The following is a 17,381-nucleotide window of genomic DNA, read 5'->3' on the forward strand; positions in this document are numbered from 1 at the left end:
ACATTAATCTGTAATCTCGGCCGCGTGTATCGCGGCCTTTTTCATGTCTTTCAGGACGGTATACAACGCCTGGAGCTGGTCGCGCACGTGCTTGATCTCCAGCATTTCCGCGCGCTCCCCCGTTTGCCCCTGGCCTTGATTGATCTGTTCCTGCCGCACGGTAATGAGCTGCGTGAGGCGGTCTTCCAACGAATGGAAGGCGGAAGGCACGGCGGGATCATTCCCCCAGTTGCCCGAATTCACATATTGCGCTACCTGGTCCATCAACGTATTGAGAAACAATAGGATATCCTTGTATTCCGGGCGCTGGTATTGCAACCGGTGCTGCAAGGCATACCCCGATAGCTGCGCGATATGGCTCGACAGCGAATGGCTTAATACTACGAAGTGATACAGCTGCGAGCCGTGTTTTTGCTTGCTTTTGGGCTCCGACAGCATCCGCTGGAAGGCGGAAGTGAGGTTGGCGGTGGTCACGTGCACATCTTTGCGCGCCAGTTTATACGCGATCAGGCTGAAAGGCCGGCCGGTGTAGAGGTTCGTCACTTCCTGCAAATATTGCCGGTTGGCTTCCATAGTTTTAATCATGTAATCGGGCAGGAAGCGGTATTCCCAGCTGGGCCAGAAGATATAATTGAAAAGGAAGGCGATCCCGCCGCCGATCACGGTATCCAGCACGCGCTGGGTCACGTTTTCGAAATCCGCCGGGTGGAGGAAATGCAGGAGGAATACGATGAATGGCGTCATGAACACCACGCTGGTCACGTAATGGTACGTCTGGAAGCTGTAGGCGCCAAGGATGCAAATGAGCATGATCGAAAAGATGACCGCGTCGTTTTTCGTGAGCCAGAGGATGCCCGCCGCACAGAACGCGCCGATCAGCGTGCCGATGATCCGCTGGAAGCTCCGGGTTTTGGTGAGGCTGAAACCGGGTTTCATGATCACCATGATGGTCAGCAGGATCCAATAGGTTTTGCTCAGGTGTAACAGGTACCCCAGCAAAAAGCCCGTCATCATCGCCAGCGCGGTCCGTAAGGCGTGGCGGAAGATGTGGGAATTGAAAGTCAGGTTGTTGCGGAAAGTTTCGACGTCGTACCGCTGCCGCGTGGTAAACTTGGCCAATTCCAGCTGGTGGTCGAACGACGCTTCCTTGGCTCTTTCGAGGCGGGTAAGGCGGTGGAGGTTGTAGAGCCGCTGGGCGATGTGCTCCAGGTTGTCGAAAATACCATCGAAGGGGATGAGGTCCGCCCGTTCACGGAGCGTGGGCAGTGAGGCCTGGTAGGCTTTGAACGCGCGGCGGGCTTTTTCCAGTTCCAGTTTCAGGTTGACCTGCGGGAAGGAGCGTAGCCCCGCCGACACGGCGATGCCGATATTGTCGAGTTCATCGGCATACTGGACGATCGTATGTTGTAGCTGCCCGATTACCCGGGTGCCGGCGAATTGCTTTTGGAGGGAAGTATAGTCGATCTGGGAGGCCATGAACTGCTCGTGCATGTCGACCAGGTCGAGGAAAATGAGCACCATGCTCTTGGAAATGGAGGTCGTGCCTTGCTGGGCCGACCGCATTTTGAGTAGCAACTCGCGCACGGCTTCCATTTTTTCGTTGACGATCACCTGCTGGGCGAGTACGTCCCGGTAAGTAGTGGTAATATCTTTTTCGGGGCGGTAGAAGTCGGCTCGCAGGCGGAGATACTTCGCGGTCTGCTGGATGCAGTCGCCGAGCGTTTGCTGCACGGTGAGGTACGGACGGATCTGCCAGAGGAGCAGGGCGAGGAGGGCGTACCAGATGGATCCGCTGAGGGTGTACAGGGAAACGTGGATGGCCTGTTGCCAGGTGAGGTTTTCCGCCATAACGGAGACCATGACGAGCAGGCCCCCTACGCCGATGTTGCCGCCGCGGTTGCCGTAGATAAGCAGCATACTGTAAAAAAAGCTGCAAAGGCCCACCCAGATGGTGAGGGGAAGGGTATAGGGCAGGAGGAGCCCCGTGCCCAGGGCCGTCAGGAAGATGAGGATAGTGCTGATAATGAGGCCGTTGCGCTTATGGATGATAGTCCCCGGCACATCGGCGAGCGCCGTGCACAAAGCGCCCATCGATATGGCGATACCCGTGGCCAGATGACCGCTCAGGCCGAAAATAAGGGAAGGAACCACCACGCTCAGCGTAGTGCGCAGTCCGTTGCTGAAATGGTAACTGAAAATAAAGGCTTTCGTTTCTTTGATCCAACGTTCTTGCATTGCGGGCAAAATTACGAATAAAGCCGGCATCCGCCCCGGTAAACGGGCATGCCGGGCTCTCTTCGTTTTATGAGTGTATTTTGTTCGTTTTCAGTAAGATAGTAGATATTGTTTACAATTCGGGTGTATAAATTATCCCCAGGTGTGTATAAATTCCTTATCCACATTATCGGGTTTGCGATTAACTTACTGAAGTGTGATCGAAGCCCCGGTTTGCCATATCTGAAAACCGCCGCCACGGCTGGCAACCCCTTCGTGCTGTAATCAGCGGAATTCGATTATCTTTGGCGGCCAATTCATGGCGCAGGAATGTTTCGGGAACCCGGTTCCAGGGGGCTACTGCACCATCTTTCGTAATTCGTAATCCGACAAATGTGCGTTTAAAAACATTAGAGATCAAGGGTTTCAAAAGTTTTGCGGATAAAACCGTTCTGCATTTCGACGAAGGCGTGACTGGTGTTATCGGCCCAAACGGCTGCGGAAAGAGTAATATCATCGACTCCATCCGCTGGGTGATCGGCGAACACAAGATCTCCAACCTCCGTTCAGAAAACCAGTCCGGCCTCGTCTTCAACGGCTCCCGTACCCGTTCCGCCAGCGGCATGGCCGAAGTGAGCCTGACCTTCGAGAACAACAAGAACGTACTGCCCACCGAATTCACCACGGTTACGATCACCCGCAAATTCTACAAAAACGGCGACTCCGAATACCGCCTCAACGACGTAGCCTGCCGCCTCAAAGATATCCATAACCTCTTCCTCGACACCGGCGTGTCCACCGACTCCTACGCCATCATCGAGCTGGGGATGGTAGACGATATCATTAAGGACAAGGAAAACTCCCGCCGCCGCATGCTGGAGCAAGCCGCCGGCATCTCCATCTACAAAACCCGTAAGAAAGAGGCCAAATCCAAACTGGACGCCACCGAAGGCGACCTCAACAGGATCGAAGACCTCCTCTTCGAAATCAACAACAACCTCAAGACCCTCGAAAGCCAGGCCCGCAAAGCCGAACGCTATTACGAGATCAAAAAGGACTATAAAGAAGCCAGCATCGAGCTCGCCAAAGCCGCCCTCGAAGGCTTCAACATCACCTTCCGCGACCTCACCGAGCAACAGCAGCAGGAAACCGACCGGAAATTCGCCATCGAAGCCGAAATCTCCACCGACGAAGCCGCCGTGGAACAGGACAAGCTCCATTTCGTGGCCAAAGAACGCGAGCTCCAGGTCCTGCAACGCTCCTTCAACGAACTCGTATCCACCATCCGGACGAAGGAAAACGATAAAAACCTCGCCTCCCAGCAACTAACCTACCTCCGCGAAAGGGAAAAAGGCATCACCGATTTCCTCAGCAACGCGGAAGGACAGCTCAACGGGCTCACCGAATCCATCTCCTTCACCGAAACGCAGGTGACCGACGAGGCCGAAGTATTCGAATCCATGCAGGACGAGCTGGAAACCCTCCAGGAAATGGTGGACGAGAAAAAAGATCACTTCTCCGAGAAAAAACTCCACCTCGAAAACCTCCGCCGCGACCAGCAACAATGGCAACGCCAGCAGTTCGAAGCGGAAAAGAAAGTAGCGGTGGCAGATACCTCCGTCCAGAACCTGCAGCGCGGCATCCAGCAGCTCCAGGAAGAAAAGGCGAACCGCGAAGTACAGATCCAGCAGCTGGAAGAAGAAAAAACCACACTGCAGGACAACCTCCAGACTTCCAAAGAAGAACTGGAAGACATGATCGCGTTCCAGGAAGAGACAAAAGGCAAGATCCTCGCTACGCAAGGCGAAATCGAAGGGCTGCGCGACAAGCTGGTCGACGAAAACCGGAAACTCGATTCCAAAAAGAACGAATACGACCTGCTCAAATCGCTGGTCGACAGCCTGGAAGGCTATCCCGAATCCATCAAGTTCCTCAAAAAGAACAACGAATGGAATAACAAAGCGCCCATCCTTTCCGATATATTCTTTTGTAAGGAAGATTACCGCACCTGCATAGAAAACCTGCTGGAGCCGTATCTGAACTATTACGTGGTGAACAACGCCGAAGAAGCCGTTCAGGCCATCCGCCTGCTCGACGGCAACAAGAAGGGCAAGGCCAACTTCTTCATCCTCGACCAGTTCAACCACCAGGCCGGTGGCCTCTTCACGCCTCCCGGCACCATTCCCGCGCTGGAAGTGGTGGAGATCGAAGAGAAATACAAAGGACTGGGTAATTACCTGCTGGCGAAAGTATTCGTAGCCGAAGACCTCACCGCGATCAACTTCAGCGAGCTGCCCGAGCAGGACGTGCTCATCACCGAGAAGTCGGGCCGCATGCACCGCGGGAAGTACAGCATGAACGGCGGTTCCGTTGGTTTGTTTGAAGGCAAGAAACTCGGCCGCGCCAAGAACCTCGAAAAGCTCGACGCCGAGATCCGCGACCTGGAGACCACCGTCGGCAGCCTCAAGGCACAGCTCCAGGCCAAGCACGATGAAGTGCTCGGTTATAACAGCCAGCTGAACGAAAACAAGATCAACGCCGCCCGCGAGCGCGTGAATCAACTCAACAACCAATTGTTCGGCCTCCAAAACCGCATCGAAAACTTCCATCACCTCATCGAAACGGGCAATAAGCGCCTCGCTGAAATGGAAGCCTCCCTCGCGTCCAACGAACAGTCGATTTCTTCCGTCCGCGAAGAGCTGGATGGACTGAACGACCGCGTCCACAGCCTGCAGGACAATATCGCCGCCGCAGAAAAAGCCAGCCAGGAAGCCGAGCAGCAATTCAACCAGGCGAACGTCCAGTTCAATAACCAGAACCTCCAGCACACACGCCAGCAAAGCAAGGTGCAGGCCCTCAAACAGGAACTGGAATTCAAGCGCAAACAGCTCACCGACCTGCACACGCAGATCGAAAGCAACCGCAAACAGCTGGAAGACACCGCCGGCAACATCGCCGCCGCGGAAGACCGCCTCAGCACTTCGGAAGACGGCCTGGTGGAACTGTTCCGCCGCCGCGAAGAAGAAGAAAAAGCCGTTAACGAAAAAGACCAGGAATACTATAATTTCCGTAACCACCTCCAGGAACTGGAAAGCATTCTACGCTCCAAGCAGAAAACGCGCGACCTGCTCGACCAGCAGCTCAACCAGATCAAGGATAAGGTGAACGAACTGAAGCTCCAGCTCGCTTCCATGAAGGAGCGCCTGAGCGTGGAGTTTAAAGTCAACCTCGACGAAATCCTCGACGAAGACCGCACCGGCACGCAATCTGTAGAAGACCTGCAAGCCAACGCCGAAAGGCTGAAGAAACGGCTGGAGAACATGGGCGAGATCAACCCCACGGCCATCGAGGCGTATACGGAAATGAAGAAGCGCTACGAGTTCATCCTCGAGCAGAAGAACGACCTGGTGAGCGCCAAGGAATCGCTGATGGCGACCATCCAGGAAGTGGAGTCTACGGCCAACCAGAAGTTCCTCGACACGTTCAACCAGGTGAAGGAGAACTTCATCCGCGTGTTCAAGGCGTTGTTTACCGAAGAAGACCAATGTGACATGATCCTGAACGACCCCACCAACCTGGCGGATACCGGCATCGAGATCATCGCCAAGCCGAAAGGGAAACGTCCCGCCGCGATCACGCAGTTGTCGGGAGGAGAGAAGACCCTGACCGCCACGGCGCTTCTGTTCGCCATTTACCTCATCAAGCCAGCGCCGTTCTGTATCCTTGATGAGGTGGACGCGCCGCTCGATGACGCCAACGTTGGCAAATTCACCAACATGATCCGCAAGTTCTCCGACAACTCGCAGTTCATCATTGTAACGCACAACAAGCAAACGATGGCCGCGGTAGACGTGATCTACGGCGTTACCATGCAGGAGCCCGGCGTGAGCAAACTGGTGCCTGTAGACTTCCGCAGCCTCAATTAATAAAGCATTACTTTTGATAAACAACAGGCGCCTCTTCCCGGGGCGCCTGTTGCCGTTTATTATCAGCCCGTTAAACAGCAGTATCCGGCACAAAGATTGTGCAGCAACCCCAAACCGGGTACATGAACTTACAGCCGAAAGACGAATTGACGGTACAGGAAGCAGACAAAGGCCTGAAGCGGGTAGTATGGGACGGGTTGTTTTCGGAAGCGATGACGACGCTGACGGGTGGGGCCTTCATCATCGCCATGGCCATCCTGATGGATGCGAATAACCTGCAATTGGGGCTGATCGCCGCTTTGCCGACGATGGTGAACGTATTCCAGCTGATATCCGTCTGGCTCGTGCGGCAATTCAATAACCGGCGCGCCATTACAGTTTATTGTTCTTTGCTGGCGCGGTTTCCGCTCATCCTGGTGGGGCTGGTGCCGATATTATTCCCCGGTTTTCTTTCGCTTGAATTACTGATCCCGGTACTTTTCTTCTACTACTTATCGGGCGCCATCGCGGGCGCCAGTTGGAATTCCTGGATGAAAGACCTGATCCCCGACAACCGGCTGGGCGCTTTCTTCGGGCGGCGCAGCGCGTTTATGCAGACGCTAAACGTGGTCTTGAGCCTGTTGCTGGCGTTGGGGCTCGATTTTGTGAAAGACAATCATCCGGAATGGGAGCTGCAGAGTTACGGGGCGATGTTTGTGCTGGCGGGTACATCGGGCATAATTGGTTCTGCGATGCTGGCGGCTACGCCGGAGCCGAAGAAGATCATGCCGCGGGAAAATCTGTTCGTGATGCTCCGCCGCCCGTTGCGCGACGCCAACTTCAGGCGGTTGCTGGTTTTCAACTCCGCCTGGGTGTTTGCGGTCAACATCGCGATGCCGTTCTTTAATGTGTTTATGATGAAAAGCATGAACCTGCCGCTGTCGTACATCATCGGATTTACGATCCTGAGCCAGGTGAGCAGCATCCTCACGATCCGTATTTGGGGGAAATTCGCGGACCGGTACAGCAACAAGACCATCATCGCCATCGGAGCGCCAATCTACATTATTTGCCTGCTCGCCTGGTGCTTTGTGGGGATCTGGAGTTTTATGTGGCCGAACCTGTTGTTGCTGTCCGTCATTCATATCATGATGGGATTATCGAACGCGGGGATCAATCTCAGCTTAACGAATATCGGCCTGAAACTCGCGCCTACGGCCGACGCGATCATCTATCTCTCCGCCAAGAACATCGTTACCGCGATCTTTTCCGCCCTGGCGCCGCTGGCCGGCGGTTTACTGGCCGATTACTTCACCGGCCGCCATCTGAAGGTGGACGCGGAATGGGGCGGGCCCCGTTGGACCAAATCCCTGCATATCATTGAACTGCAGGACTGGAATTTCCTTTTCCTGATCGGCGCGTTGCTGGCGCTCGTCGCGGTAAACCTGTTGGGGAAGGTGAAGGAGAAAGGGGAGGTGGAGAAGGATGTGGTGGTGCGGATCATGCGCAGTACCGTGCGGAACAACCTGAAGGACCTGTTCGTGATCGGCAGCCTGATGAACGGCTATTCCCATATCCGGGACGTGTTCCGCCGCCGGTTTTTCTGATGGATGATTCCGGCCGCTGATCCCTATTTACATCGTTTTTGCCCCTTCACGCCGTATTTTAGCCTCCGCAATTTTTTGACTATCGGACAAGGATTTGTATATTTTCGGCTAATTACAATCGATTTCCACGCATGACGGCAGGCTTTAACACCAGGATTTGGACATATTTCTGCGGATTTCTTGCCCTTTCGGGCATATCGGCCTGCCAGCAAGCGGGCAAACCCGGCAAAGCGGACTCGCTCGCCATGCGCGCTGCGTTCGCGGAAAGCCCCGTGCTTACGGCACAACAATCGCTTGAAACGTTCCGGCTCGAAAACGGGTTTACGGCCCAGGTAGTAGCGGCAGAGCCCCAGGTCATCGTGCCCGTCGCCATGACGTTCGACCATCGCGGCCGCATGTGGGTGGCGGAGATGACCGGCTACATGCCCGATACCGCGGGCACCGGGGAAGACGCGCCTAACGGGAAGATCGTTATCCTCGAAGACACCAACGGCGACGGTACCGCCGATACCCGCACCGTTTTCCTCGACTCGCTCGTGCTCCCCCGCGCCCTTGCCATCATTAATAATGGTCTGCTCGTAGCTGAGCCCCCGCGCCTGTGGTTCGTCGAAATCATCAACGATAAACCCGGCCGCAAAACCCTCGTCGATTCCGGCTACACCGAAGGCGGCAACGTGGAACACCAGCCCAACGGTCTCCTCCGCGCCATGGACAACTGGATCTACTCCGCCAAATCGTCCAAACGCTATCGTTTCGAAAAAGGAAAATGGAAAAAGGAAGACACCCACTTCCGCGGGCAATGGGGCATCACGCAAGACGACCAGGGCCGGCTTTACTATAACAACAACTCCGAAAACCTGCTCGGCGATTACTTCTCCCCGGGCCTCGGCAGCCATAATCCCAACCAGCGCCGCGTAGAAGGGTTCGATGAAAATATTGTCCCCGATAACCGAACGTACCCCATCCGCCCCACGCCGGGCGTGAACCGCGGGTACATGAAAGGCGTGCTCGACGACAGCCTTCGCCTCGTGAACTTCACCGCGGCCTGCGGACCGGTGATTTACCGCGATCCGTTATTCGGAGAAGGATTCAACGGCAACGCCTTTGTGGCGGAGCCTTCCGCCAACCTCATCAAACGCAACGTGCTGCGCGACAGCGGTTATTTCGTACGGGGCAAACAAGCCTATGCCGGCCGCGAATTCCTCGCCAGCACCGACGAGCGCTTCCGCCCCGTCAACCTCAGCCTGGGGCCTGATGGCGCGCTGTATATCCTGGACATGTATCGCGGCATCATCCAGCATAAAACGTATCTCACGCCTTACCTGAAAAAGGAAATCGGCATGCGCGAACTGAGCGACCCGCTGAACTGCGGCCGCATCTACCGTATTTTCCCTACCGGTGCGAAACCGGTTGCCTTCCAGCTGAAAGCAGATCCCGCGTCACTGATCGCCGCATTGGATCATCAAAACGGCTGGATCCGCGACAAAGCCCAGCAAATGCTTGTCGACGCTCAGCAACAAGCGGTTGTTCCACAGCTCCGGGCCCGTCTCGGGCAACCCGGCATCGGGCGCATCCATGCCATGTGGGCGCTGGAAGGCCTGCATGCCATCACCGCCGCGGATCTGCTGCCGCTACTCGATACCAGCGATGCGGCGCTGTGCCGGCAGGCATTGTCCGTATTGCCTTCCATCCTCAACAAAACGAATGCGGCGCAATTGCGCGCCAGATTGGCGGTGGCGGCAACATCGGCGCAAACGGCTCCCGCGGTCGCATACATCCTGCCCGCCTTCGCGAAATCCGACGCGCCGGGCGCGCAAACCCTCCTGGCTGCCATCTGGCAACGATTCCCGGATAGCAAAATCGTGGCCGACGCCGTGATCGGCAATGCGCATAACAAAGAACAAGCACTGCTGACGGCCATCACGCAATGGAACCCGGACACGAACCTGGTGGTGCGCCGCCGGCTCGAAAAGGTGCTGGTCGATATTTCCAACCATCGCAAAGCACGGCTCGACGAAGCCCTTATCAAAGAATATCCCCGCGGCAACCTGCTCTTCAAAACCATCTGTCAAACCTGCCATGGCGCGGATGGAGAAGGCATCCAATCGCTCGCGCCGCCGCTCAACCATTCCGAACTGGTGACGGGCAAAAAAGAACGCCTCATCGCCATCGTGCTGTACGGATTAACGGGCCCGGTGCAGGTGAACGGCAAACTCTACAAATCGCCCGAAATCAACGGTGATATGCCGGGCATTGCAAGCAACGACGAATTCTCTGACAGCGACATCGCGCAGCTGATGAGCTTTATCCGAAACGCCTGGAGCAACAAAGCCGAAAAGGTGACGGAAAGGGAGGTGCAGGCCGTTCGCAAGCAATACAAAGGCCGCCAGAAGTCGTTTACGATGGAAGAGCTGAAGTGATTCCCTTACAACACGAAATGCTTTCCGGTAGCCACATTCCGGAATTCCCCGCTGTTTTTTTGCGCGAAAATGATATCGAGTATACCCGCTGCGGAGGCTTCCGGCAGCATTGGCGCCTGATCGCCGCCCAGTTTGGTGCGCACCCAGCCCGGGTGTACCGCCGTTACCGTTACCTGTTTGTCTGCTAAACGTTGCGCCAGCATTTTGGTGTAGATGTTCACCGCGCCTTTCGACATGCGGTAGGCCGGGCCGTTGACGGCGATTTCCGTGAGCAGCGACATGTCGGTGGAAATATTGATGATCTGCCCGCCCGGGGGCACGAGCCCGATCACGGCTTCGGTGAAAAATACCAGGCCGGTGACGTTGGTGGAGAAGGTATTTTCGAAGGAAGGCCGGTCCGGAACGGTTTGGAAAACATCGTCGGCCACGCCGGCGTTGTTGATAAGCAGATCGATGGAAGTGGCCATGCGCGCGAGGGCTTGTTTGCATGCTTCGATGCTCGATGGGTCGCGGACGTCGAGCGGGAGGCAATAGAATTGCGGATGGCTGAGCGCATCGATGTACCCGGAGCGGGATGTACCGATAACGCGGTAGCCCTGGCCGAGGAGTTTGGCGGAAAGGGCGAGGCCGATACCGGCATTGGCGCCGGTGATGAGTGCGGTGTGTTGACGCTTCATAATGAGGAGAGAGGTTTGCAGCAAAATTATCTTCCGGGCTCTGCTAAGGCATACGCAGCAACGCGTAATTTAAGGGAACGCGACTTCTACGTATAATCCCTACCACATAACCATGTGATACGACCCCGCTAAAGCATAGATTTTCAAGGGATGGTGATTAATATTGTAATCAGACCTCAAAACGCCATTTTAATGATGAAGATCAGGTTGGGAATTGCCGATGCCCACCCGGTGATCGGCAAGGGAATCGCGGCCATGCTTTCTCCGCATTCGCATATCGAAACCGTGTTTTCGCTCACCGACTGGCGCGACCTCCCGCCGGAAATGAGCCGCTCCTCCGTTGACGTTCTCCTGCTGGATCTCCACATGCCCGACCAGAACGTTTCGGGATTATGCAAACTGCTGCGCAGGGATTTCCCCGATTGCCGGATCGTCGGCATGTCCGTTACCCAGGAAGCGGTGCAGGTGAAGCAGGTGATGCGCGCCGGCGCCGCCGGCTACCTATTGAAAAGCATGGACGAAGATGGCCTGTTGCTGGCCGTGGAATCGGTGTTTGAAGGAAAGCAGTACATCGATGCGAAAGTGAAGACCATGCTGCTGGAAGATCTCTTCCAACACAAGAAAAGGCTGCGGAAGAAAGATGTGCTGACGCGGAGGGAAACGGAAATCCTGGAACTTATCGCCCGGGAATACAGCAGCCGCGAGATCGCGGACAAGCTGTTTGTCAGCCTGCGGACCGTCGATACCCATCGTTTCAACATCATTCAGAAGCTACAGGTAAAAAACGCCGCAGGGCTGATCAAGGAAGCTTACAAGCGCGGGCTTGTGTAATTATTTCAGCTTGGTGAAGGCGATTTTATCGCCCACCTGTACGTGGTATTTGTCGGCGAACCCGGCAATGGTTTCCACGACATACTGCGCAGGTTTCAGGGATGGAACGCCGTCTTCGCTGAGCGGTGTGGTGTATTTGCGGATGGAAACGATTTCCATGTTCGCATCTACATACATGATATCGAGCGAAATGTAGGTATTCTTCATCCAGAACGATTGTTCAGACGCGAAGTCGAAAATGAACAACATGCCCTGCGTGTCTTCCATGGATTTGCGGTGCATGAGGCCTTCGGCTCTTTCTTCGTCGGTTTGCGCCAGTTCGATATCGATGGTCCTGATGGTATCGCCTTTCGCCTTGCTGATGAAGGAAAGCACGCCTTCTTTCGTGAATACCGGTCCGTCGGCCGCCGGCGTGGTGGCGGCGGAGGGTGTGGTATTGTCAGTAGCGGCGGCGTTATTGCCTTCTTGCCCGCCTTTCGGCTGGCAGGCGGCCAGGTACAATGCGCCGGTGAGGGCCAGTACCAGGTTGAGTTGCTTCATTTTACGGATTTTAGAGGATTGAAGTTAGTAAAAAAGCAAAAGAGGAAAAGCAAAGCCTTTCCTCTTCCGGAAATATTAACAGTTCATTCAATTTGCCAATTCTTCGTCGCTGAACTCCGCGTTGGAGTAATCCCGGATCTCGTTGTACACGGTGTCGCGCTCCACAGGGGCTCTGCCCGCCTGGCGGATGAGCATAGCCAGTTCGGCGGTACTCATGGAAGGCTTTTGTTCCTCGGCGCCCGCCATGGAGTAGATTTTCGTGGTATCGTCGATGGTGCCGTCGAGGTCGTTCACGCCGAAAGAAAGCGTCAGCTGTGCGGTGCTGCGGCCAAGCATGGGCCAGTAAGCCTTCAGGTGGGGGAAGTTGTCCATATACAGGCGGGCAACGGCGTACATTTTCAGGTCTTCCACGATGGAAGATTCCGGTACATGCGCCATTTCGTTGTCGCCATTGCGGAATTTCAGGGGGATGAACGTATTGAAGCCGTGGGTTTCGTCCTGCAGCTGGCGGAGTTTCTCCATATGATCCACCCTGTGCCAGTATTGCTCGACGTGACCGTACAGCATGGTGGCGTTGGTGACCATACCGGTATTGTGCGCGGCTTTGTGGATGGCGAGCCATCCTTCCCCGTCTACCTTATCGTGGCAAATTTGCGCACGGATGTCCGGGTGGAAGATTTCTGCGCCGCCGCCGGGCAAGCTCTGCAGCCCCGCTTCGTGCATGAGGCGCATGCCTTCTTCGGTGCTTACTTTGGCTTTGCGGAACATGTAATCCAGTTCCACGGCCGTGAAACCCTTGATATGCAAATCGGGCCTGTGGGCCTTGATCTTACGCATAAGGTCCATGAAGAATTCCATCTGCATCTTGGGATGCACGCCGCCCACGATGTGGACTTCGGTCACGGGCTGGCCATCGTATTTCTTCACGATGTCGAGCATTTCATCAATGCTCAGTTCCCAGCCTTCTTCACGGTTTTTGTATAATTTGGAATAGGAGCAGAATCTGCAGGTAAAAACACAGACGTTGGTAGGCTCGATATGAAAGTTACGGTTGAAGTACGTCTTGTTCCCGTGCATCCTTTCGCGAACGTGGTTGGCCAGTGCGCCCAGCAATCCGATATCTCCCTTTTCAAACAGCACGATGCCTTCTTCCTGCGAAATCCTTTCCTGCGCCAGCACCTTGTCTGCAATGGCCTTCAGCTGCGTGTCGAGCGTGGGTGCGGCAAGGAGGGCGGCAAGCCCCGGTTTCGGTCCTGTGTTCGTCGTCATTTTGCTTTCACTATTTTATAAGTTCTCACCTGTCGGCTATAGAATAACTTTACAAAGTAAACACCATTTGGGGCATTTACCAAATCGATTGTCACCCTGTTACCGCTCCGCCGGAGCGCTTCCCGACGGTACACTTCGCGCCCTGCGGCGTCATACACCGAGATGCCCTTCAGGTCTTCCGGCCACTGCAAAAACTCCACGAAAAACCGGTCCCGGAACGCATTCGGCCAGATGAGCATCCCCTTGCCGGCCAGGTCCGGGTGCACCGGCCTCGTTTCCAGCCGGATATTGTCGAGATACACGTTGTTTTCCCAGTTACTTACGTTGCGGAACACCACGCGGAAAGTCCGCCCTTTAACCAGGTGCGTCAGCTCCACCGTATCCCTCCGCCATTCGCCCGCGGCGGGATAAAACTCGACCGTCGTCGGGATCCGGCGGGTGACGAGCGTTTCCCCCCATTTCTTATACCCTGTGGGCACGATCGTTTGCCCGCAATCGAACGTTACGAACACTTCCAGCGTATCCCAGTAATTGCCCGCAGCGCCGATGGCCGTGGTGGTGGCCGCGGCGAGATCAAACACGAGCCGCACCGAATCGCTGCCGGGAGCGGTCATCTCTGGGCCGAGGAGGTCGTCGGTGGCGTGGTTGGTGCCGTAAAAGAAGTTGCGGATTACCGCTGCATGCGCGCTGCCGTTACCGTAATTACTTTTGATCCAGGTGACGCCGCGGTCGGGGTTGGCAATCGTAAAGCCTCCCGGCGGGAATACATCTCCTTCGAAACCCTCCGCCAGCGGATACCCCAAAGGATCGGCGTAGGTCAATCCCACGGCGGCCGTATCGTTGCCGGGTTGCTGATCGGCCACGCCGTTGGGCAGATCCGTATAAGCTTTCAATGTCATATCGCCTACTGGTACGTTAACCGGCGGTAATTCCACCGTCGTCTGCGCCATGGAGGCCAGGTTGCCGGTCCAGTTGATGCTCACCGGCGCCGCATTGCCGAGCGTATAGCGGATTACGGCGCTGGTCAGCGGCAGGATCCCCCGGTTCTTCAGTACCACCTGCGGCGTGTGCGCCGGCGTGCAGAGGTACCCCACGGGCCGAAGCACCGCCGTCACTGAGGCGTCGTTGTCGAATAGCTGCACCGGCTGGCAACCATCGGATTGCATGAGGGAGCCACGCTGCGTTTCCAGTGCGGTGCGCATGCGCTCCGTTTGCCCGGCGGTGAAGAAGTGCATGCAGCCGTCGTTCACGTAATCCATGTAGTTCATGTACATAATGCCCGGCGCAGCGGGCGTGCAATTGTCGGTCAGCACGCCCGACGGACAATCATAATTCTGTGTGCCCTGCAGCGGCGTATCCTCCACATTGTCGTCGTCTGTACAGGTATTGTTATCGGTGTTTCCCCAGATGTGGTACAGGTAAAAGAAATGGCCCAGTTCATGGGTGAGCGTGCGGCCCTGGTTGAACGGCGGGCGTGCGGAGCCGCTGTTGCCGAAAGCCCGGTAATGCACGACAACGCCCTGTTCCTCAGGTTCGTACAGCTGCGGGAAGGTGGCCACGCCCAGGTAGTTGTCCCGCAATTCGCACACCCAGATGTTGAGGTATTTATCCGAATCCCAGGCGTTGGCCCCGCCGGAAGTGGCGAATTTTACTTCGAAGCCGGCGCGGGTGATCGGGAAGGTGCGGTCGGAAACGGTGCGCGTGATGCCGTTGGTAGGTTCGCCGTCCGGCGTCCGGGCCGCGAGGCAGAATTGGATCTCCGGGTTGCCGGAAAGGTTTTGCCAGACCTGGGGCACTTGTGAAAGATCGGCATTTTGCGCGAGGAAGTCGAGGTTGAGGGTGGCCAGCTGGCCGAGCACCTGCTCGTCGGTAACCACGGAAGGATCGGGGAGCACGATATGTACTACAACGGGGATGGTAACGCGGTTGAAAGCCCTGAATTGGCCGGGTTCGCGTTTTTTGCGGACGAGCGATTGCTCAAGGGCCCGGAGTTTATCCTGGAGGTGCGGTTGTAACCTGAGCTTGCTCTGGAGGGCAATGTCCGTTCCGCATTTGCGTTGTGCGAATGCGGCGGCTGATAGGGCCAGCAGTGCGGTCAGTAGGAAAATACGCAAGCGAAAATGGTTAAAATAGGTGATAGTGATATGATGGTGTAAATGTAAACAGGTAAAACGTTATTTGGAGGGGAATCCTGCAAAAAGGAGGATTTTCCCGGCCAAACGCCCTGCCTGCCGCATGGTTTTCCGTTCCGTGGGATATTAGCTGAGCGCACCCGCGATACATCCGCACATCAGGCAGGCGATGGTGCCGCCGATCAGCGCCTTGAGCCCCAGTTCGGTGAGGTTCTTCCGCTGGTTCGGCGCCAGCTGGCTGATCCCGCCGATCTGGATGCCGATAGACGCGAAGTTGGCGAAGCCGCATAGCGCGTAAGTGGCGATGAGCAAAGATTTCGGGTCTTGTATCACGTTGGTTTCCTTCATTTTCGTAAGCGACTGGTAAGCGAGGAATTCGTTCAGCACGGTTTTTATGCCGAGCAGTTGCCCCACCGCCAGGATATCCGTCGTAGCCACACCGATGAGCCAGGCAACGGGGGAGAAGAGGTAGCCCAACATCATGTCTAACGAAAGCGCCGTATACCGCCCGCCGCTCATCACGGCGATCTGCGCGTTGAGGTTAGTTTGCTCGCCCACCCAGCCCAGCATGGCATTCACGACATACATCATGGCGGTGAATACGATAAGCATGGCGCCCACGTTGACGGCGAGCTTGAGGCCGTCGGTGGTGCCGAGGGAGATGGCGTCGAGGAAATTATCGCCCAGTTTTTCCTTCGGGATCCGGAGGTCTTTCTGGATGAGGTGGTCCTGTGTTTCGGGGAAGAGCAGTTTGGCGCAAACGATGGCGGCGGGCGCGCTCATGATGCTCTGGCTGAGCATGTGGAGCGCGAAGTATTCCTTGGCTGCTTCATCGGCGCCGCCGAGCATCCCCACATAAGCGGCCATCACGCTGCCGGCCGTATTAGCGAACCCGCCCACCATGATGCACATGATCTCGGAGCGCGTCATTTTGTCGAGGTAAGGCCTGATCATGAGGGGCGCTTCCGTTTGGCCCAGGAAGATATTGGCGGCGGTGGAAAGGCTTTCCGCCCCGGAAATCCGCATCTTGTTCAGCAGGTACGCGAAAACGTACACGATTTTTTGCAGGATGCCGAGGTAGTATAGGATGGAGGAAAGCGCGGCGAAGAAAATGATATTGGGAAGGACCTGTACGGCGAAAATATAGCCCCACGCGCCCGAGGGGTCCGCCAATCCCTGGAACATAAAGTCTGTTCCCTTATGACTGATATTGATGAGATCTACAAACGCGCTCGAAACGGTGCTCAGCGAGCGCCTGAACACGTCGGGCGGGCACCATTGGAAGTACACGGAAACCGTCAGCAGCAGACATGCCGCCAGTACGGTCCATTTCACCAATTCGACGTTCCTCCCCGGTAAAAAACTCGCCATGAGGAAGATCGGGATCAACCCCGCGGCAAAAGCTACCGCCGGCAGCTGGTACGAAGGGCTGAGCACGATACCGAAGAAAAAGCCCGCCAATGCCGCCAAAGCCAGCAACCAGGCCAAAGGGTCGCCCGTCAGCCCAAACCCTTCTTTCGACTTGCGCATCACCCGCCGAACGGTAAATACCGCCACCGCCCCGCCGAAGAGGAGCCAGAACACCGGCTGTCCGCCAACGCGCGTGTCCAGCACCCCCATAGCAAACAGGATCTGGGCACAAATGCCCATCACTACCAATTTCCAGTTAATGGCGCGCCGGTTGTTGCTCAGGAGGTAACAAACGAGCACGAGAAACGTCATGCCCAGCGTACCCCGGGCAATATTCTCCCAATGTAACATGCGGTATGATAATAAGATAAGGTCA

9 protein-coding genes and 1 pseudogene are annotated in these 17,381 nt (G+C 56.0%); 4 read left to right on the forward strand and 6 right to left on the reverse strand.

Translation table 11 applies throughout. From position 1 onward, the window contains the following. Positions 1-3 precede the first annotated feature (3 nt). Entirely contained in the window at positions 4-2,235 is a 2,232-nt protein-coding gene (locus tag WJU16_RS23735) for an FUSC family membrane protein (protein ID WP_341835841.1), read from the reverse strand. A 374-nt stretch (positions 2,236-2,609) separates the two neighbouring features. On the opposite strand from WJU16_RS23735, the gene smc reads away from it, so the two are divergent. The 3 genes and pseudogenes from smc to WJU16_RS26200 form a co-directional block, all read left to right on the forward strand. Then, positions 2,610-6,140 carry a chromosome segregation protein SMC gene (gene smc / locus WJU16_RS23740; RefSeq protein WP_341835842.1) on the forward strand — a complete coding sequence of 1,177 codons (3,531 nt, stop codon included), beginning with the start codon at positions 2,610-2,612 and terminating at the stop codon, positions 6,138-6,140. A 122-nt stretch (positions 6,141-6,262) separates the two neighbouring features. Continuing rightward, positions 6,263-7,726 carry an MFS transporter gene (locus WJU16_RS23745; RefSeq protein ID WP_341835843.1) on the forward strand — a complete coding sequence of 488 codons (1,464 nt, stop codon included), beginning with the start codon at positions 6,263-6,265 and terminating at the stop codon, positions 7,724-7,726. A gap of 1,580 nt (positions 7,727-9,306) precedes the next feature. After that, a pseudogene (locus tag WJU16_RS26200) lies at positions 9,307-10,077 on the forward strand (c-type cytochrome); the annotation flags it as partial. Positions 10,078-10,151: 74 nt separating this feature from the next. On the opposite strand, the gene WJU16_RS23755 reads toward WJU16_RS26200, so the two are convergent. Continuing rightward, positions 10,152-10,823 carry an SDR family NAD(P)-dependent oxidoreductase gene (locus WJU16_RS23755; protein WP_341835845.1) on the reverse strand — a complete coding sequence of 224 codons (672 nt, stop codon included), beginning with the start codon at positions 10,821-10,823 and terminating at the stop codon, positions 10,152-10,154. A 192-nt stretch (positions 10,824-11,015) separates the two neighbouring features. Between WJU16_RS23755 and WJU16_RS23760 the strand changes: the two genes are divergently transcribed. Continuing rightward, on the forward strand, positions 11,016-11,654 hold the full coding sequence (locus WJU16_RS23760) for a response regulator transcription factor (protein ID WP_341835846.1): 639 nt from the start codon (positions 11,016-11,018) through the stop codon (positions 11,652-11,654). Here WJU16_RS23760 and WJU16_RS23765 read toward each other — a convergent pair whose 3' ends face one another. From WJU16_RS23765 to WJU16_RS23780, 4 genes are all read right to left on the reverse strand, one after another. Next, positions 11,655-12,194, reverse strand: a complete 540-nt coding sequence (locus tag WJU16_RS23765; RefSeq protein ID WP_341835847.1) for a DUF192 domain-containing protein — start codon at positions 12,192-12,194, stop codon at positions 11,655-11,657. An 87-nt stretch (positions 12,195-12,281) separates the two neighbouring features. After that, positions 12,282-13,463 carry an aminofutalosine synthase MqnE gene (mqnE, locus tag WJU16_RS23770; RefSeq protein WP_341835848.1) on the reverse strand — a complete coding sequence of 394 codons (1,182 nt, stop codon included), beginning with the start codon at positions 13,461-13,463 and terminating at the stop codon, positions 12,282-12,284. Further along, positions 13,460-15,577, reverse strand: coding sequence for a M43 family zinc metalloprotease (locus WJU16_RS23775; protein ID WP_341835849.1), 2,118 nt, complete (start codon positions 15,575-15,577; stop codon positions 13,460-13,462). The genes mqnE and WJU16_RS23775 overlap by 4 nt, the downstream gene beginning before the upstream one ends. Positions 15,578-15,721: 144 nt before the next feature. After that, positions 15,722-17,356, reverse strand: coding sequence for a nucleoside transporter C-terminal domain-containing protein (locus WJU16_RS23780; protein ID WP_341835850.1), 1,635 nt, complete (start codon positions 17,354-17,356; stop codon positions 15,722-15,724). Between the last annotated feature and the right edge of the window lie 25 nt (positions 17,357-17,381).

Origin of the sequence: Chitinophaga pollutisoli, assembly GCF_038396755.1 — a bacterium.
In the GTDB taxonomy this organism is placed as follows: domain Bacteria; phylum Bacteroidota; class Bacteroidia; order Chitinophagales; family Chitinophagaceae; genus Chitinophaga; species Chitinophaga pollutisoli.